This window comes from Streptomyces sp. NPDC052101 (assembly GCF_040680235.1).
Lineage (GTDB): Bacteria > Actinomycetota > Actinomycetes > Streptomycetales > Streptomycetaceae > Streptomyces.
The window spans coordinates 213,126-230,655 of the sequence record NZ_JBFAWH010000006.1 but is presented as its reverse complement, the minus strand read 5'-3'; the positions used below and the strand labels follow the sequence as shown (position 1 = coordinate 230,655).

Genomic DNA, 17,530 nt, shown 5'->3' with positions numbered 1-17,530 from the left:
TCCGCCGATCTCCCGCCGCGGTCACCGGGCGCCGCGCGAAGCGGCCCAACGGCGCCGGATCGCCTCCTCGTGCTCGCCCTCCTCCAGCGCCAGTTCCACCGCCTGAAGCTCCCCCCGCAGCCGGGGGATCCAGTGCCGGCGCAGGGCGCGGACCCGCTGTCGGGTGCGTACGGCCTCGGCGGCGAGCAACTCCGCCGCGGTCTCGTGAGCGGCGTACGTCGCGGCGGCGCGGACCGCCGCGCGGTACACCGTCTCGGCATGCGCCAGCGCGGTGTTCGGCGGCGTCCGTTCATCGGGGGAGCGGACGGGGTCCGTCCAGGAGACGGTCGCCGGATGCCGTACACCCATCAGCGTGGCCCACTCGATGTCGATACGGGCCCGGTCCGCCGGCGCCGCCTCAGCCAGCGCCTCCTCACCGCCGAGCAGTACACCGCGCACCAGCCAGCGGTCCGCCTCGGCGAGCCGCCCCCGCCATACCCGGCCTGCCTCCTCCGCCGTACGGCGTGCCACGCGCTCCCGCTCCGTCAGCAGCCGGAGCTTGCGTTCCAGCAGATCCGCTCCGCGCAGCGCTGTCGCGAGGTTGCGGCGCAGCCTCAGCCGTCCGGCTCGGCCTGCCGGTACTCGGCTTCCGCGGCCGGTCACGGTGCTTCACCCGGCTTCTGCGCGCCAGCCTGGCGGGCGTCGAGCAGGTCGGCCGGGAGCATGCCGAGCTGACTGCGCGGCAGCGTCAGCAACACGTCCCAGGCCCGGTCCAGGGAGTCGTCCAGCGACCGGTTCTCGTCCGTGGCCTGGGTGAGGAACCGCTGCCGGAAGGCGTCCTCCAGGTCGAGATGGCGCAGGTCGGTCGGGCTGAGGGCCGGCCGGCCGATCAGGTCTGCCAGCTCCCGTACCTGATGGGACCGGGCGAGTGCGGCGATGAGCTGCGCGGCGACGTCCGGATGATCGGCGCGTGTCCGTCCCGCCCCGGCTCCCTTGCGCATCAGGCGCGAGAGGGAGGCCAGCGGGTCGATGGGCGGATACGTCCCGGTGGTGTACACCTCGGCGGACAGCACGATCTGCCCCTCTGTGATGTAGCCGGTGAGATCGGGGACGGGGTGGGTGATGTCGCCCGCCGGCATGGTGAGGACCGGAAGGACGGTCACCGAACCCGGCCGGCCCCTGATTCTGCCGCACCGCTCGTAGAGGGACGCGAGGTCGCTGTACAGGTAGCCGGGGTAGGCACGACGGGCGGGGATTTCGCCGCGCGCGGCGGACACCTCGCGCAGTGCCTCGGAGTAGGCCGTCATATCCGTCATCACCACGAGGACGTGCCGGCCCTCCGTGAACGCCAAGTCCTCGGCGACCGTCAGGGCGATACGCGGGGTGAGCAGCCGCTCGATGACCGGGTCGTCGGCCGTGTTGAGCAGCAGGACCAGTTCCCGTGCCGCCGAGCGCTCCGCGAGTCCCGCACGGACGAACGATGCGTCGGCGTGAGTGAGTCCCATGCCGGCGAAGACGACGGCGAACGCCTCGCCTCCGCAGGTCGCCTGGGCCGCGATCTGTACCGCCAGTTCCAGGTGCGGCAACCCGGCCGCGGAGAACACCGGCAGCTTCTGGCCGCGCACCAGGGTGGTGAGCACGTCCACGGCGGACACGCCCGTCAGCACCGGCTCGTTCGGCGGTGCCCGGCGCACCGGGTTGATCGGCGCGCCGGCCACCGCCGCATCCGTCGCGCCCAGTACCGGCGGCCCGCCGTCGGCCGGTTCGCCCCGCCCGTTGCACACCCGGCCCAGCCAACCGGCGCCCACCGGGATCCGCAGCGGCGTGCCCGAGAAGGCGATGCGGGTGCCGGTGCGGTCCATGCCGGCGGTGTCCTCCAGGACCTGCACCACGGCGAGGTCCCGGTCCACCTCCAGGACCAGCCCGTGGCGTCGTTCACGCGAGTCGAGGGCGATCGTGGCGAACTCGTCCCAGCCGACCCCGCAGACGCCTTCCACGACGACGAGTGGGCCGCGCAGTTCCCGCACCCCCGTGTACTCGACGTCCGCGAACCCGCTCATGCCGTCGCCGCCTCCGCCAGTCGTCCCAACACGGTGTCGCGGGCCGCTGCCACCGGAGCGGTCTCGGCCGGGCCGGCGCTCTCGCGGGCCCGCAGCAGCGGGGTGAAGTCGACGGCCTCGACGGCGTCCGCTCCCGTACCGGATTCCACCAGGTCCAGGCAGCGGTCGATCACCGTCAGGGCCGCCTCCACGAGCACCGCCGTCTTCGCGGGAGCGCTGTAGGCGTCCTTCGGCGACAGGGCGCTCTGCTGGATCACAGCCTCGCGCAGCAGCCGCCCGGCGAGGACGCTGATCCGCTCGCGCGGTGGCAGGGCCGTGATGCCGACCAGCTCGACCAGATCGGCCAGCCGGTCAGCCTCGGCCAGTAGCCGCGCCACGCGTCCCCGCCTGCCCGCCCAGTCCGGGTCACCGGAGCGCGCATGCGCGGTGGCCAGCACGTCGGCGTCCCGGGAGAAGGAGTCCACCCAGGAGACGGCCGGGTAATGGCGTGCGTAGGCGAGGTCGCGGTCCAGGCTCCACAGGCATCGCACGAACCGTTCGGTGTGCGCGGTGACCGGTTCGGTGCGGTCGCCGCCCGGTGGGGACACGGCACCGATCACCGTCACGGACCCGGTCGCACCGCCCAGGGTGCGCACCGTCGCTGCCCGCTCGTAGAACGCAGCCAGTTGGGAGGCGAGCCCCGCCGGATAGCCCTCCTCAGCGGGGAGTTCGCCCATGCGGGAGGCGAACTCGCGCAGTGCCTCCGCCCATCGGGAGGTCGAGTCGGCGATGACGACGACGTCGAGGCCCATGTCACGGAAGTACTCGGCGACGGTCGCCCCCGTGTGCACGCTCGCCTCACGGGCCATCATCGGCATGTTGGAGGTGTTCGCGATCGTCACCGTGCGCTCCGACAGCCGCCCTCCGGTGCGCGGGTCGACCAGTTCCGCCAACTCCTCGATCACGTCAGCCATTTCGTTGCCCCGCTCGCCGCAGCCGACGTACACGATCACGTCGGCGTCGCACCACTTCGCGATCTGCTGCAGCAGCATGGTCTTGCCGGTGCCGAAGCCGCCGGGCACGGCGACCGTGCTGCCGCGGGCTACCGGGAAGAGCAGGTCGACAGCTCGCTGTCCGGTGTGCAGCGGCAGGTCGGCGGGCAGCCGCTCGGCGACCGGGCGCGGCTTGCGAACCGGCCAGCTCTGGGCCATGCACACCTCGTGCCCGTCCACTACGGCGAGCACCGCGTCAGCGGGGTACCCACCCGTCGCCGCGACGGCGGTCACGATGCCCGAACGGCCGGGCGGCACGAGCAGCCGCAGGGGAACCGTCGCCGCGATCTCGCCGAGGACGCCGCCGGCGGTCACCCATGTCCCCTCGGCCACGCGAGGTGTGAACTGCCAGGTGCGCACGTTCGGCGCGCGGTCCGGGCCGCCGGTCAGGAGCAGGTCACCGGCGCCCGACAGGGGGCGCAGCAGGCCGTCGAAGACGCTTCCGAGCAGTGCGGGCCCCAACAGCACCGACAACGGCCGGCCCCGCGATTCGACGGGGTGCCCCGGCGCCAGACCGCCCGTGTACTCGTAGGCCTGGACGGTGGCCGTGTCGCCGTGGACGGCCACCACCTCGCCCGGCAGCCGATCGGCTCCGAGCAGTACGAGGTCGTGCATGGCCACGGCGGCAGGGCACTCCATCTCCACCAACGGCCCGGCGACCCGCAGGATCCGCGGGAACGCGGCTGGGGCCCCGGAGAGAGTCACGGCCGGTCCCAGAGGCTCTCGATCCGCACGCCCATCCGAGCGAGGGCGCGGTCGGCGAGGGTGTCCGCGGACAGGTCGAGCCGGCGCCCGGGCACCTCGGCGGTCACTCCGCCGCCCTGCACGGCCGTGATGCGCGCGTCCGCGCCGAGCAAGGCCCGAGCCGTCTCCGCGAAACGGGCGGACGGGAGCGCACCGTCGACCAGCGCCTGGCGCACACCGCGGCGCGTCTTGACCCGTAGATCGGCGAAGACCTCGGCACGGGCGGCGAGTTCCCGGGCCCAGGCGTCCTCGGCCGCGCGCACCCGTTCCCGGGCGGCCGCCGCGCGTCCGTCCGCCGCGCCGAGATCCCGGGCCTGCGCGAGCACCTGTTCCGCGGTGCCGCGCGCGAGGCGCAGGGTCTCGTCCGCGTCGGCCCGCGCCCGGCCCAGGACGGCCTCGGCCTCGGCCCGGGCTGCGCGAAGCAGTTCGGCGCGTACGGGGTCCAGGGCGTCGGCCGGTGCCGTCATCGGGGCATCACCACCGTCAGCGGACGGGACGGGTCCGGCTCCGTCACGGTGGCCCCCAGCGATTCGGCGGCCGACGCCGTCAGGATCACCAGGGCTACCGTGCCGGGAAGGTCCTGCCAGGCCCGGCGGACGGCGTCCGGATCCTCCGCGACCAGTACGTCGACCCCGGCCAGAGCCAGCCCGCTCACGCTTGTCCGCGCACCGATGGCGGCCACGGTGCCCACCGTCATGCCTTCCCGATCAGCAGGATCGCGACCACCAGCCCGTACACGGCGATGCCCTCGGCCAGGCCGACGATCACCATCGCCCGGCCGAACATCTCCGGGCGTTCGCTCAGCGCGGCGAGCGCGGCGGCTCCCGTGTAGGCGACCGCGATGGCGGCGCCGATCGAGGATCCGGCCACCGCGATGGCCGCCCCGATCAGGGCGGATCCATTGACGCTGCCCGAGGCCGCGGCCTGGGCCGAGGCCTGTGCGGGGCCGACGAGGGCCGTGGCCAGGACGACGCTCGCGCCCGCCAGCAGGGCGAGGTTCGTCGCCAGCAGCCAGCGGAACGCGTGTCGGGTACGGCGCCGCCGCAGCATCCGTACGGCACCGAGCACCGACACGAGGACCGGCAGGACGATCAGCCAGGTGAGCATGGGATCACCTTCGTAGGAGCACGTCGGCAGGATCCGCTGGCGGAACGTGCCAGGGACGGAACGGACGGCCCTCCGTCCCGAAGAGCCGGGAGAAGAGTTCGTAGAACTCCAGTCGCAGGGCCTGCACGCCGGCCACCAGGGCCTCCAGGCCGAAGGAGAGGGCCGTCCCCACGGTGAACAGCAAGACTGCGCCGGCCACCCCGGCGGCCCCTCGCCCGGCCAGGCCCGTGGCACCGCGCCGCACCAGGTCGGCGAGGGCGGCGTGGGTGAGCCCGAAGGCTGCTAGCCGGGTGAAGGAGAGGGTGTTGGTGCCTGTGCGCACGACGACGTCGAAGATCCGTACGGCCGTCTCGGCCAGGCCCGCGCCGCCGCCCGCGGTGGCCTGGAACAGGCCGAACGCAGCCAGCGCCAGCCCGGCGACCGCGCACGCGGCCCCACCCGCGGCAGCGGCCGGCACGTGCAGCACGAGGCCTGCTGCGGCCAGCGCGAGCCCCAGGTAGAACAGCAGCCCGGCGAAACCCGACGCCGCGTACAGCGCCGACGCCCAACCCCCCTCCCGCACCCGGTTGACCGCGCCCGTGGCATGCGCGAGGGCCAGCAGCCCGGCCCCGAAGACCACTGCGGCGGCGAGGAGCCGGGCGGGGTTCTCCAGCGGGGCCAGCCACAGCACCGGCAGCAGGCCCGTCGGCCCGAAGAACTCCCCGTAGGCAGCGCCCGCGAGCATCGAGGCCAGCCCGGCGCCCGCGAGGAACGGCCACAGCCGGCGCAGCCGGGCGAGCCGCCGAGGCCGGCCGAGGCGCAGCATCAGCGCGCCGAGCAGGAGCAGTGCCCCGTGGCCGACGTCACCGAACATGATCCCGAACATCGTGACCCAGGCGAGGCCCGCCGGCCACGACGGGTCGAGGTCCGCGTACGCCGGCGTGCCGTACGTCGTCACCAGCGGCGTGAACGACACCGGCCCGGACGGCCGGAGCAGCGTCGGGGGATCGGTGCCGCGCGGGGACCGCAGCGGCACCAGTGCGCCGCCCGCCGCTGCCAGCGGCGCCGCGACGCGCGGCACCTCGGCAGCCGGGCACCACCCGGCGAGCGCCGCCACGTCCCCGCGCCGTACAGCGCCCTCCGCACGCTCCTCCAGCTGGGCCTCGCCGGCCAACAGGCCGACATCCCGCCGCTCTTCCAGCTGGTCCAGATCCGGGGCGGCCACCGCCAGGAAGGTCGTACCACCCCCCTCCGACCCGGCAGGTTCGCCATGTCCCCGCAGTCGGCGCAGCCGCAGGCCCGCAGGCCCGGGAACCGCCTCCTCCACGCGGTCCAGCTCCACACACCCCGCTTCGGCGATCCGCACGAGCGCGTCCCGCAGCGCCGCCTGCGGCACGACCACCGCCACCCGGCGCATCCGGACCGGTGTCAACCCCTCAGTCCAGGGCATCGAACACCTCCCCGAGCCGCCCGCCCCGGGCCGCCGACTCCAGGGCCGCCCGCACCCGCCAGGCGTCCACGGACAGCACCGCGACCGCGCCGACGACCACACGGGGTCCGTACCGGCCGCCCCGCAGCATGGCGGTGCCGTCGTCCAGGACCCTGCGCCACCAGCGAGCCTCGGCGCGCCACAGCTCGTCCGGCTCCGCGACGTCCGCCAGCAGCGACCGGGCGGGCGTCGGCAGGCTGGTGCGGAACTCCTCGTACGAGGGCGCAGCCGGCGCACGCGTCCCGAGGAGCCGGGCCGCATCGTGCCGCACCGGCTCCGGCAGGGAGCGGCCATGCACGTACAGTTCACGCGCCGTCAGCAGTGCCGCACGTCCGACGGCCCAGTTCCGCGCCTGCGGTACGGCGACGGCGGTGCGCCGCGCGGCGGCCATCCGCATGCCGGTGACCAGGGCCCAGGGCGTGTCGCCGCCCGGATCGCCCCACGGGGAGGCGGCGAGCGCGGCGCGCAGATCAGCGGGGTTCCCGGCCTCTGCCAGGCGCCGCCAGGCCGTCTCCAGTGCCCCGAGCCGGTACGGTTCGAGGGCGTACGGCGTGTCCGGAGCGGACAGCCGGGCGGCCACGTTGGCCACCTCGAACCCCGAGACCAGTGGAACGAGCAGACGGGCCCCGCCCGGCGGCAGCCAGCCCGCCAGCACCCTTACATGCCACAGCAGCGTCGCGGACACGGCCCGCTGGGTCCCGGGCAGTCCGGCCGTGGCTCGCGTGTACTTCGCGTACGGTGTGTCGGCCAGCGCTTGCAGCGCCTCGCCGAGGGTCGCGCAGGACGCGAGCTCCCGCGCTCCGGCGGCACCGGGGTACCGGTCGACCAGGGTCCGGGCCCGGACCGCTCCGCCCACCCATCCGGCGCTCATGGCGCCGCGCCCGCCCCGGTCGCCAGGCGCAGCGCGTCGGCCACCGCCCGGTCCACCAGAGCGGGCATGCGCTCGCGTGCCCGCTCCCGTACCTCTGCGGCGGCCCGGTCACCGGCGGCGCGGACGGCGTCCGCCTCGCGGAGCGCGTCCCGCAGGACGGGTGCCGCGGCCTGGCGTCGTAGCTCCGGAGCCCGCTCCCGGGCCGCCGCCACGATGCCCTCCGCCTCCCGTGCCGCGTCCCGCCGGAGCCTCCCGGCAGCCTCGTCCGCCGCCGCACGGATCCGGGCGGCCTCCTGCTGAACGGCTGTCAGCTGGTTGAGGGCGGGCTCCAGTTCGGCGGCGCGCTCCGCCGCCCGGTCGGCGGGTACGCCGGTGGCGGCCGCGCCTGGTGTACCGGTCGGACGGAACCGCTCCAGGAAGTCCCGCAGGCTCATCGGCCAGCCTCCTGATCGTCGGCTGTCGGCTGCTCCTTCAGTGTCACCGTCCCCGTCCCGGCCCGCACTGGGTAGGGCCGCCACGCCGTCCCACCAGGGCCGTTCGGCACTAGGCGGGCGGCGGTGAAGCGGAAGACTGGAACGGTAGGCAACCCGACGGAGTCCGGAGGCCGCCGTGAACGAGCACACGCACTTCTCCGCACAGGCCGAGGCCCGGCGGACCCTGCCCTCCCGCCCCTGGAGCCCCGGCGAGGACAAACGGCAGGAGATGCTGGTCCGCTATCTGGGCGCCGTGGCCGCCGCCGCGGCGAAACACGCGGGGGCCGAGGAGCAGCCGCCGCCGGCACGGGAGAGCGGTGCCTCCCGCCCGGCGCCACAGGCCACACCGTCCGCGCAGCGGCCCGGCCGGGCGCCCGACGCCGGGATCCCGCTCGTGCGGGACGTCATGGACGTGCCCGCGGCCTCCCTGCGGGACGACCTGCCATACCGGGACATCGCCCGGCTGCTCGCGCGTGAGCAGGTCGGTGCCCTACCGGTGGTGGACGCCGACGACCGGGTGGTCGGGGTCGTCTCTGAGTCGGATCTGCTGGCGAAGGTCGCGTTCGAAGCCTCCGGTCACCGCCCAGGGCGCGTGGGCAGGCTGCGGGAGCGGCGCCTGTACGGCAAGTCCAAGGGCGAGACGGCGGCCGATCTGATGACCAGCCCCGCGATCACGGTGCTGCCCGGTGCGACCGTCGCCGAGGCCGCCTGGCTCGCCGCGCTGTCCAGACTGAAGCGGATTCCGGTCACGGACAGCCAGGACCGGCTGGTCGGTGCCGTGGGCCGTGACGCGTTGCTTCGGGCCCTGATCAGGGACGATGCCGCCATACAGGCGGAGGTCGAGGACAGCATCCGGGCCGTCTGCACCCCCGGTGACTTCAAGGCCGTCGAGGTGACCGTGCACGACGGAATCGTCGAGCTGGCGGGCCGGGTGCCGTCGGCGACCGGATCCCGGATCGTGGCCGAGGTCGAGACGATCGCCGACGTGGCCGAGATCAAGAACCTGCTCACCGCGGTCTGAGACTCAGTGGTCCCCGTGGTCCTCACGCCCCGCCGCGCCCGGTGGCTCCAGGTGGGACGCGAGGACCGCCGCCTGCACGCGACGCTGGACACCGAGCTTGGACAGCATCCGCGAGATGTGGTTCTTGACGGTCTTCTCGGACAGGTACAGCTTCTTGCCGATCTCCCGGTTGGTCAGTCCGTCGCCGATGAGGGCGAGGATGTCCCGTTCCCGGGGCGACAGGGCCGCGAGCTCCGACGGCAGCGAGGGGGTCGCGGCCGGGGTCCGCAGGGAGTGCATGAGGCGAGCGGTGGTGGCGGGGTCGAGCATCGACTGCCCCGAGGCGACGGTCCGTACCGCCGCGACGAGGTCGGAGCCCTTGATCTGCTTCAGGACGTAGCCGGACGCTCCGGCCATGATCGCGTCCAGCAGGGCTTCCTCGTCGTCGAAGGACGTCAGCATCAGACACGCCACTTTGGGCATCCGGTCGCGCAGTTCGCGGCAGACCGTGATGCCGTCCCCGTCGGGCAGGCGGACGTCGAGCACGGCGACGTCCGGGCGTAGCGCCGGACCGCGGATGAGCGCGTGCTCGGCGGTGTCCGCGTCGCCGACCACGCTGATGTCCGGTTCGGCGTCGAGCAGATCGGTCAGTCCGCGCCGGACGACTTCGTGGTCGTCCAGCAGGAACACACGGATCGGGTCCTGCGCGGTGAAGGTGCGTGGCTCGGTCATGACGACCCTTCGTTCCCCGGTGACGGACGGATTGCGGACTGTCCGTGAAGCCGATCATGGCCCAGTGGGTGCTGTAGGCACCAGGGCCGACCGGCCTCAGTCCCTCCATGGTTGTCAGTCACCGCATGGTCGTCTCGTGCGCGAGGTCGAACTGCACGTCCACCACGCCCTCCACGGCCCGCACCAGGCGCGCGGCCACCGGGACCAGAGCGCTGTCGCGGATGCGGCCGGTCAGCGTGACGACTCCGTCCTGCACCTCCACCTGGACGGCCGCGGACGACAGCGGGAAGAGGTGCGACACGATCTCGCGCCGGACCTCCGCGGCGATGTCCTCGTCGTCGCGGAGGAAGACCTTGAGCAGGTCGGCACGGCTGACGATCCCCTGGAGCAGCCCGGCCTCGTCGACGACGGGCAGCCGTTTGACCCCGCCCCGCGCCATGATCCGCGCGGCCTCGGCGACCGTGGCGTTCGCCCGGACGGTGAGGGCAGGGGCGGACATCAGGTCGCCCGCGGTGGCCGCCCCGGCCTTCGCCACGTCGACCGGCTGACGCAGTTGCAGGTAGGCCGCGTCCGGGTCGTCCCTCAGCTCCTCCTTGGGCAGCAGGTCGGCCTCGGAGACCACACCGACCACCCGGCCCTCACCCTCGATCACCGGGAGGGCGCTGACCTTCCAGTCCTGCATCAGCTGCACGATCTCCTTGAAGGGGGCCCGACGGCCGATGGCGGCGACCGTCTGGGTCATGACATCGCTGACGGTGTGCGGGGTGCCGTACATGGTGAACTCCGTGAGATCTGTGTCGGTCCTGCCCTTACCAGCCTGTGCCAGTGCGGCAGGCGTGGACAGGGGCCACCCGGCCCTGCGGGCGGGCCGCCCGGCTTCGGCCCGCCAGGACTCGGGCGGCGGTCACTGAGTGCCGCACCACGCCCGGTACGCCGCCACCGCCGTGGGCAGGGTCGGGAAGATGCGCTCGGCGCCGACGGACTCCGCCAGGCCGTAGGCCTCCAGGTCGTCCAGCAGGTCCTGCTTGACCCGGGCGAGGGCGAACGCGATGCCGCGGCCTGTCAGCTCCCGGCGCAGGTCGTCGACGGCGTCGAGGGCTGTGATGTCGACCTCGACATTGGCCTCGGTATTGAGCACGAACCAGCGCACCGGTTCCGTCTGTTCGTCGACGGCGGCCAGTGCCCGGCGGTGGAAATCGTCGGCGTTGGCGAAGAAGAGCGGTGAGTCGTAGCGGTACACGAGCAGCCCCGGGATTGTCCGCGCCTGCGGGTAGTCGTCGACGTCGTGCATGCCGGCCACCCCGGGCACCAGGCCCTCGACCGCGTCGTGCGGCCGGGCCACCCGCGTGAGCAGTTCGGCGACCGACAGCCCGACGGCCACGAGAACGCCGTACAGGATGCCGAGGGCGAGTACGCCCGCCAGGCAGCCGAGGGCGAGGAGAAGTTCGCGGCGCCGGAAGGATGCGAGCCGGCGGAAGCCCGCGACGTCGATCATGCGGGCCGCGGCGTACACGACGAGTGTGCCGAGCACGGCGGCCGGCATGCGGGTCAGCAGCGGTCTGAGGAACAGCAGGACGGCCAGCACGACCGCCCCCGCGACCAGCGAGTACGCCTGGCTGCGGGCGCCCGCCGAGGCCGCGAGCGCCGTACGGCTGGCGCTGCTGCTCACGGGGAAGCCGTGGAGCATCCCGGCGCCCAGGTTGGCCGCGCCCAGGGCCAGGAACTCCCGGTCCGAATCGAGCGTGCGCGTTTCCGCGTCGCGGCGGTGCGCGAACGCCCGCCCGGTCAGGATCATGTCGGTGTACGCCACCACGAGCACACCGAGCGCGGGCAGCACCAGACGGGGCAGCTCGCCGAGATCCGGCAGCGAGACGTCCGGAAGCCCGGAGGGCACCGTGCCGATGACCGTGACCCCGTACCGGGTGTCGAGGCCGAACGTGACCACGGCGGCCGTCGCGAGCACCACGGCGAGCAGCGGTCCGGGCAGCGCGGGGAGGAATCGGGCCACGGCGAAGAGGAACACCAGGACGGCGGCGGACAGGGCCGCGGTGGCCGGGTGGATCTGTGACAAGTGGGTGAAAAATGATGTCAGTTGGGGCAAGAAGTCGGGACTTCCGGCGGGCACGCCCGTGAGCCGGGGCAGCTGATCGACCGCCATGAGTACGGCGACCCCGGCGAGATAGCCGATCAGCACCGGGCGGGAGAGCAGGTCCGCGAGGAAGCCGAGGCGGACCGCCCTGGCAGCCAGGCACAGCAGGCCGACCGTGACGGCGAGAGCGGCCGCCAGCGAGGCGTAGCGTCCGGGGTCACCGGTAGCGAGGGGACCCACGACCGTGGCCGTCATCAACGCGGTGGTGGACTCGGGGCCGACCGACAGCAGGCGTGAGGTGCCGAGCAGCGCGTACAGGGCGAGGGCGGGCAGGACCGCCCACAGTCCGGCGACCGGCGGCAGCCCGGCCACCGCCGCGTACGCCATGACCTGGGGAACGAGATAGGCAGCGACCGTCATGCCTGCGGGCAGATCGCTTCTGACCCAGGCCGGCCGTCGTACGAGCAGGGTGTCGAGCCCGGGCATCAAACGCCGTCTCCCCGGCACCGCCCGCCCGCGCTTTCCGTCATGCGCCGTCCCTCGTGGTCCGCTTCCGGTATCCACCGGTGTACGGGTCTCCCGTCTCACCCGTCGCTTCCACACTGCGCTCCCCATAGCGCCGTCGACAGGGCCGTTCCGCCCCCATGGCCGTCCGGTCAGTGATGGATGGCGGTCTTGGCGACGACGATGATCAGGCCGAACACGAGGTTCACCAGGCCTGAGACCGCCACGAGTCGGCGGGAGGCGCCGGCGCGCACGGCGGCGACGGACGCCCACAGGACCTGCTCCGCCAAGGCGACACCGAGGGCGAACCAAGCCGTTCCGGCGAGTCCCAGCCCCAGCAGGGGACTGATCGCCACCGCGATGGCCGGGGGAACGGCGGCCTGGACCATCGGCCACTCGTCGCGGGCCACTCCGCGTACCTCGTCCCAAGTCAGCAGTTCCCCGTGTATCCGTTCGCCGGCCAGACGGGCGTAGACGTGCGCGGCCCAGAACACGATGCCGGTGACGAGGAGGAGCAGCACGAGCCCGAGGCGGGGAAAAGGACCGAACGCGCCGGTCCCGGCTATGACGGACGCGGCCAGGAGCGCGCCGTAGATCGCACCCGTGTAGTCGGTCCGCGGCCGGTCCGGACGGTGCCATGCGGTGGCGCCGCTCCGGGAGAGGACGCTGGGCACACTTCCAGGATTGCCGGAAGCACCGCGCAGCGCACGACGAAGGCCGTCCCCTACAGCAGCCGGCCGGCCGTGGTGGCCATGACGACGGCGCCGGCGGCGATGAACACACACGGCACCACCCACCGCACCTGGCGTTCGACGGCCGCGGCCGCGCTCGCGCGGGAACTCAGCCACGCCCCCGCCAGACACCACACGGCCACCCCGGCCGCGAACACGATCAGGATCACGGCGGTCGCCGCGGGCCCGGAGACCCGGAAGGCCGGGGTGTAGACGGAGATGTTGTCGGTTCCGGTCACGACGGTGAGCAGGGTCACGGACATCGTCCCGCCGCCCCGCGTCGCTTCGTCGGCCCGGCCTCCTCCTCGCACGGCGGCCACAAGACCCCGTACGCCCAGGCCGAACGCCACGAGCCCGAGCAGGCCCAGCCACCCCTCGGAAACCGTCGCGAGGCCGAGGGCCGCAGTGAAGGAGACCCCGGACAGCAACGCGAGCCCGGCGTACTGCCCCGCCCAGATCTCTCGCGTCGCGGGCCGCCCGTCCGTGCGGCTGGCCAGGAACAGCACTGTCACCACGACGAGGTCGTCGACGTTGGTGCCGGCGAACATCACGACCGCCGTCCCGGCCGTGCCGAGCATCCCGGTCATCAGGGCCCGGCCGCCACCAGCAAGTGGATGCTGACCAGCAGTACCCACAGGGGGAACGTCAGTTCGAACCATGCCGAGGCGGGTACGACGAACAACAGGATGACGGCGATGAGGTAGCCGAGCAGGACGAGCCAGCGCGGAAAGACACCGAGCCGGCGCCCGATCGTCGAGGTGCACGCGGCGAATACCGCGGCCATCCGCATGCAGTAATCGCTCAGGAGGGTGAAGGAGGAGTCCCGTCCGTACTCCCACACGAGCAGCCCCGTCCCCGTCCGATGACCACCGGAGGCGGCGAGCAGGCCGCCCGCACCCGCGGCCAGCCCGAACAGCGCCGCGACGAAGAGCAGGCCACTGCCGAGGAAGACGGTGGCGAAGAACTTGTCCTCCGCATCCCCGAAGTAACTGCGCACTGCCCCCATGAACCACAGGAAGGCGATACCGGCGAACGGCAGCACCGTCAGCGCCGCCCGCGCCGCGTCCCGACTGCCGGATCTGCCCAGCCATGAGCCCAGCCAGGCTTCTCCCTGTCCCGGCCCGCCCGGAATCGCGCTGCGCACCAGGACGATGACGGCGGCCAGGACCAGAGCGAACACGATCCCCGCCAGCCCGGCTGCCCGAGGGGTCTGCAGTGAACTGCCCCGTGGCGTCTTCTTCACCGTTCCTCCTCCCCCTGTCCACCGCCCCGGGCGTGACGCCGACCACGTTCGGGACTGATGGACGGTTTGGATGCCTAACATGACGCAATCTAGGGTTTTGGTGCGTTTATAGGTGGACTGTGCAAGGAGGGTGGCGCCGATGGCTGCCGACGACGTCCGTGTGGCCGCGGTGTGCGAGGCGCTGGCGCCCCTCGCCTGGCGGTCGTTCACGGCCGAGTCGTTGTGCCGCCGTGCGCTGGCCGCGATGGACCGTGCCCGACCCCTCGATCCGGGCCTGGAGGTCAGGGAGGAACGACTCGCTGTGCTGGTGGCCTCCCTGGCGGGCCGCCGCTGGCGGTCGTGGACCCTCACCGGGCTGAGCCGCCGGCTCGTGGGCGCCGTCCGGGCGTGGGAGGAAGAGCGGATGTGGTTCGACATCCGGCTCGGATGGCTCCTGGACGAGGCCGGCTGAGCGGCTACGGGTCGGCCCGGTTACTGACGGGCCATGTGCATGCGCATCTCGCTGTGGATGTCGGTGATCAGTTCCCCGGACAGGTCCACGCTCACGTTGTGCAGCGTGCCGGTGAAGGGGAACGGTGAGGTGTACTCGGGGTCCACGGCGGAGCCGGGGTTGCTGCCGCAGGTCATGCTGCCGGGGTTGAACATGACCGGAGTGGTGACGGGGATGGCCGTCTCGGCCGCGAGCGTGCGGTCGATGTAGAGCTGCGCCTTGCCCGGAGTGCCCTTGCCGTGCTGGATGTCGGGCTCGCCCGTGGGCTCGAACTCGAAGCGCAGCTCATGGCTGCCCTCGGGCACGGGGTCCGGGGTGGCCAGACGGTAGAGGGCGCGGCGGACGTAGTTGTGGGTGTAGCGCAGCCGGCCGTCCTTGAGGAACAGTGTGAAGCCGCCCGCGTCGGTGCCCTGGCAGAGCAGTACGCCTTCAGCGCCGCCGGCCGGGTTGTCGACCTGGGCGGTGATGCTGTGCGGGCGGTTGAGCACGCGCGGGGCGACCGCCGCCGGGAGGCTCTGTGTGCCGAGGCGGAAGGTGTAGTTGGTACGGGCCGTGGTGATCTGGGGCCGCTGGGTCATCATCCGCTGCACTCCGCTGCCGTCGATAGGCAGCACGTTGTACTTGCCGGCCTCCACGTACCACAGGGCCACCATCTCCAGCAGCTTGTCGCGCTGCTCGGCCGCGAGGTCGCGGGTCTCGGCGAAGTCGGCGTCGACGTGGTACAGCTCCCAGTGGTGGGCGTCCAGGTCGGAGAGGTCCTGCACGGTGATCGGGGTGCCGAAGGGGCGGCCGGCCTCGGCGAACGACGGGCCGGGCCAGGGGCAGACGGCCCGCCAGCCGTCGTGGTCGATGGCGCGGTGGCCGATCATCTCGAAGTACTGGGTGTGGTGGTCGCTCGGCGCGGCGGCGTCGTCGAAGGTGCGGGCGAAGCTCACCCCGTGCAGCGGAGACTGGGTCACACCCCGGATGCTGGCCGGGGGCTCGATGCCCAGGGCGTCGAGCACCGTGGGGACCATGTCGACCAGGTGCGCGTACTGGGTGCGGATCTCCCCGCGCGCGCTGAAGCCGTGCGGCCAGTGGACCAGGAACGGGTCGCTGGCACCGCCACGATAGGTCTCCCGCTTCCACCTCCTGAACGGGGTGTTGCCGGCCCAGGTCCAGCCCCACGGGTAGTGGTTGAAGGTGCTGGGACCGCCCAGTTCGTCGATGGAGCGCAGGCTGTCCTGAAGCGGCTCGGGCGCGTTGTTGAAGAACTGCGCCTCGTTGGCCGTCCCGGTCACTCCGCCCTCGGGGCTCGCGCCGTTGTCGGACACCACCATGACCAGGGTGTTGTCGAGCTCGCCGGTCTCCTTCAGGAAGTCCAGCAGCCGGCCGATGTGGTGGTCGGTGTGGCTGAGGAAGCCGGCGTAGACCTCCATCATGCGGGCCGCCAGGCGCCGCGCGTCATCGCTCAGGGAGTCCCACGCGGGCACGTCGGGGTCGTGGCGGGAGAGCACGGCGTCGGCGGGGGCGACGCCGAGGTCCTTCTGCCGGGCGAAGGTCTGCTCGCGGTAGGCGTCCCAGCCCTCGTCGAACCGGCCCCGGTAGCGGTCCGCCCACTCCTTGGGCACGTGGTGCGGGGCGTGGGTGGCGCCCGTGCAGAAGTTCAGGAAGAAGGGCTTGTCCGGGGCGACCTGCTTGGCGTCGGCGATGAACGCCATTGCCCTGTCCACCAGGTCGGGGGTCAGATGGTAGCCCTGCTCGGGAGTGGCCGGAGGCTCGACCTGGTGGTTGTCGTAGACCAGTTCCGGATACCACTGGCTGGTGTCTCCGCCGAGGAAGCCGTAGAACCGCTCGAAGCCCCGTCCCAGCGGCCAGCGGTCGTACGGGCCGGCCGCGGACTCCTGCTCGGAGGGCATCAGGTGCCACTTGCCGATCATGTAGGTGTTGTAGCCGTGCTGCACCAGCATCTCGGAGACGAACCCGTTCTCGAACGGGATCTGCCCGTTGTACCCCGGAAATCCGGTGGCCATCTCTGTCACGCCGGCCATGCCGTTGGCGTGGTGATTTCGGCCGGTGATGATGCACGACCGCGACGGTGAGCACAGGGCGGTGGTGTGCATGTTGTTGTACAGCAGCCCGCCCTCGGCCAGGGCGTCCAGGTTGGGGGTGGCGATCGGGCTTCCGTAGCAGCCCAGTTGCCCGTACCCGGTGTCGTCCAGCACGATGAACAGCACGTTCGGCGCCCCCGGCGCCGCCCGCAGCGGCTGCGGCCACGCCGGCTGTGACTCCTCAGCCGTCCGCCCGATCACCCCCGGAAACGCTGCCCCCGGCTGGTATTCCTTCCACGACGGTTGCGACATGACGCCCTCCGTCCCACCGACCCGGCACCCGGTGCCCATGGCCGGCACACGATCTGTGGGGGATGGATGAGAGGCACCGCTGTGACCATGTCGACGTGGCTGGGATCGCCGCTGGCCGGACGCTCCTCCCTGCCGGGCCGGGATGCGGCTCGCCAAGTTGGGGCACGGCGGTTCGACAGGCCGGCCTCGGAGCGTCCCGCGCCTGTCGAGCGCGGCGGCGGCACACCATCCACACTAGAAAGCAGGAGTCGCCCCTGCCACCGCAGGCACAGATCCGCAAGCCCAGTCGCCCGGACCTCTGCATCCCAGCGGGAGGAGGAAGCATGAAGGGCTCCGCCGCCCCCCGGCCCAACACCGGCAGCACCGCACGCGACCACCTGGCCAACGAACGCACTTACCTGGCCTGGCTGCGCACCGGCATCAGCGTCTCCTCGCTCGGCATCGCCATCGCCAAGTTCGCCCCCCACCGCGGCCACCGGGCCGTCGCCGCCGGGCTGATCCTCCTGTTCGCCGGTCTCTTGGTATCCGGCTACGGCACCTGGCGCTACCGGGCCGTCGGCCGCCAGCTGGACGCCGGGGTCTTCACTCCCGCGGGCTTCACCGCCACCGTCACCGCCGCCGTCGTCACCTTCCTCGCGCTGATCGCCCTCCTCGTCCTGGTCTGAC

19 protein-coding genes are annotated in these 17,530 nt (G+C 72.8%); 3 read left to right on the top strand and 16 right to left on the bottom strand.

The window, feature by feature from the left end; genetic code table 11:
- Window positions 1-21: 21 nt before the first annotated feature.
- Genes AB0L75_RS14410 through AB0L75_RS14370 form a run of 9 tightly spaced genes read right to left on the bottom strand, consistent with a single transcriptional unit; the run spans window position 22 to window position 7,694 of the window.
- On the bottom strand, window positions 22-642 hold the full coding sequence (locus tag AB0L75_RS14410; RefSeq protein WP_365180386.1) for a V-type ATP synthase subunit D: 621 nt from the start codon (window positions 640-642) through the stop codon (window positions 22-24).
- Window positions 639-2,039, bottom strand: coding sequence for a V-type ATP synthase subunit B (locus AB0L75_RS14405; protein ID WP_365180383.1), 1,401 nt, complete (start codon window positions 2,037-2,039; stop codon window positions 639-641). The genes AB0L75_RS14410 and AB0L75_RS14405 overlap by 4 nt, the downstream gene beginning before the upstream one ends.
- Window positions 2,036-3,775, bottom strand: a complete 1,740-nt coding sequence (locus AB0L75_RS14400) for a V-type ATP synthase subunit A (RefSeq protein ID WP_365180380.1) — start codon at window positions 3,773-3,775, stop codon at window positions 2,036-2,038. Before AB0L75_RS14400 ends, AB0L75_RS14405 begins: the two co-directional genes overlap by 4 nt.
- Window positions 3,772-4,281 (bottom strand): hypothetical protein, encoded by a 510-nt coding sequence (locus tag AB0L75_RS14395; RefSeq protein WP_365180377.1) that lies wholly within the window; start codon window positions 4,279-4,281, stop codon window positions 3,772-3,774. Before AB0L75_RS14395 ends, AB0L75_RS14400 begins: the two co-directional genes overlap by 4 nt.
- On the bottom strand, window positions 4,278-4,511 hold the full coding sequence (locus AB0L75_RS14390) for a V-type ATP synthase subunit F (RefSeq protein ID WP_365180374.1): 234 nt from the start codon (window positions 4,509-4,511) through the stop codon (window positions 4,278-4,280). Before AB0L75_RS14390 ends, AB0L75_RS14395 begins: the two co-directional genes overlap by 4 nt.
- The gene (locus tag AB0L75_RS14385; RefSeq protein ID WP_365180371.1) at window positions 4,508-4,921 is read right to left on the bottom strand and encodes an ATP synthase subunit C; all 414 of its coding nucleotides are present in this window, start codon (window positions 4,919-4,921) and stop codon (window positions 4,508-4,510) included. Before AB0L75_RS14385 ends, AB0L75_RS14390 begins: the two co-directional genes overlap by 4 nt.
- Window positions 4,922-4,925: 4 nt before the next feature.
- Window positions 4,926-6,350 carry a V-type ATPase 116kDa subunit family protein gene (locus AB0L75_RS14380; RefSeq protein ID WP_365180368.1) on the bottom strand — a complete coding sequence of 475 codons (1,425 nt, stop codon included), beginning with the start codon at window positions 6,348-6,350 and terminating at the stop codon, window positions 4,926-4,928.
- Window positions 6,337-7,260, bottom strand: a complete 924-nt coding sequence (locus AB0L75_RS14375; RefSeq protein WP_365180365.1) for a hypothetical protein — start codon at window positions 7,258-7,260, stop codon at window positions 6,337-6,339. Before AB0L75_RS14375 ends, AB0L75_RS14380 begins: the two co-directional genes overlap by 14 nt.
- Window positions 7,257-7,694, bottom strand: coding sequence for a hypothetical protein (locus tag AB0L75_RS14370; RefSeq protein WP_365180362.1), 438 nt, complete (start codon window positions 7,692-7,694; stop codon window positions 7,257-7,259). The genes AB0L75_RS14375 and AB0L75_RS14370 overlap by 4 nt, the downstream gene beginning before the upstream one ends.
- Window positions 7,695-7,869: 175 nt before the next feature.
- Between AB0L75_RS14370 and AB0L75_RS14365 the strand changes: the two genes are divergently transcribed.
- The gene (locus AB0L75_RS14365; RefSeq protein ID WP_365180359.1) at window positions 7,870-8,754 is read left to right on the top strand and encodes a CBS domain-containing protein; all 885 of its coding nucleotides are present in this window, start codon (window positions 7,870-7,872) and stop codon (window positions 8,752-8,754) included.
- A gap of 3 nt (window positions 8,755-8,757) precedes the next feature.
- On the opposite strand, the gene AB0L75_RS14360 is transcribed toward AB0L75_RS14365, so the two are convergent.
- From AB0L75_RS14360 to AB0L75_RS14335, 6 genes are all read right to left on the bottom strand, one after another.
- Window positions 8,758-9,465: a response regulator transcription factor gene (locus tag AB0L75_RS14360; RefSeq protein ID WP_365180356.1), complete on the bottom strand. Its 708-nt coding sequence runs from the start codon at window positions 9,463-9,465 to the stop codon at window positions 8,758-8,760.
- 118 nt (window positions 9,466-9,583) lie between these two features.
- Window positions 9,584-10,240 (bottom strand): CBS domain-containing protein, encoded by a 657-nt coding sequence (locus AB0L75_RS14355; protein ID WP_365180353.1) that lies wholly within the window; start codon window positions 10,238-10,240, stop codon window positions 9,584-9,586.
- A gap of 129 nt (window positions 10,241-10,369) precedes the next feature.
- A complete protein-coding gene (sulP, locus tag AB0L75_RS14350) occupies window positions 10,370-12,040 on the bottom strand; it encodes a sulfate permease (RefSeq protein ID WP_365180350.1) in 1,671 nt (556 codons plus the stop codon).
- Between the two features lie 170 nt (window positions 12,041-12,210).
- A complete protein-coding gene (locus tag AB0L75_RS14345) occupies window positions 12,211-12,732 on the bottom strand; it encodes a hypothetical protein (protein WP_365180347.1) in 522 nt (173 codons plus the stop codon).
- Window positions 12,733-12,782: 50 nt separating this feature from the next.
- A complete protein-coding gene (locus AB0L75_RS14340; RefSeq protein ID WP_365180344.1) occupies window positions 12,783-13,376 on the bottom strand; it encodes a cadmium resistance transporter in 594 nt (197 codons plus the stop codon).
- Entirely contained in the window at window positions 13,376-14,032 is a 657-nt protein-coding gene (locus tag AB0L75_RS14335; RefSeq protein ID WP_365180341.1) for a hypothetical protein, read from the bottom strand. The genes AB0L75_RS14340 and AB0L75_RS14335 overlap by 1 nt, the downstream gene beginning before the upstream one ends.
- 139 nt (window positions 14,033-14,171) lie before the next feature.
- Here AB0L75_RS14335 and AB0L75_RS14330 point away from each other — a divergent pair, with 139 nt between their 5' ends.
- On the top strand, window positions 14,172-14,483 hold the full coding sequence (locus AB0L75_RS14330; protein WP_365180338.1) for a hypothetical protein: 312 nt from the start codon (window positions 14,172-14,174) through the stop codon (window positions 14,481-14,483).
- Between the two features lie 20 nt (window positions 14,484-14,503).
- On the opposite strand, the gene AB0L75_RS14325 is transcribed toward AB0L75_RS14330, so the two are convergent.
- Complete coding sequence (locus tag AB0L75_RS14325) at window positions 14,504-16,864, bottom strand: arylsulfatase (RefSeq protein WP_365180336.1); 2,361 nt, start codon at window positions 16,862-16,864, stop codon at window positions 14,504-14,506.
- A 323-nt stretch (window positions 16,865-17,187) separates the two neighbouring features.
- Here AB0L75_RS14325 and AB0L75_RS14320 point away from each other — a divergent pair, with 323 nt between their 5' ends.
- On the top strand, window positions 17,188-17,529 hold the full coding sequence (locus AB0L75_RS14320) for a DUF202 domain-containing protein (RefSeq protein WP_365180333.1): 342 nt from the start codon (window positions 17,188-17,190) through the stop codon (window positions 17,527-17,529).
- The last annotated feature ends 1 nt before the right edge of the window (window position 17,530 follow it).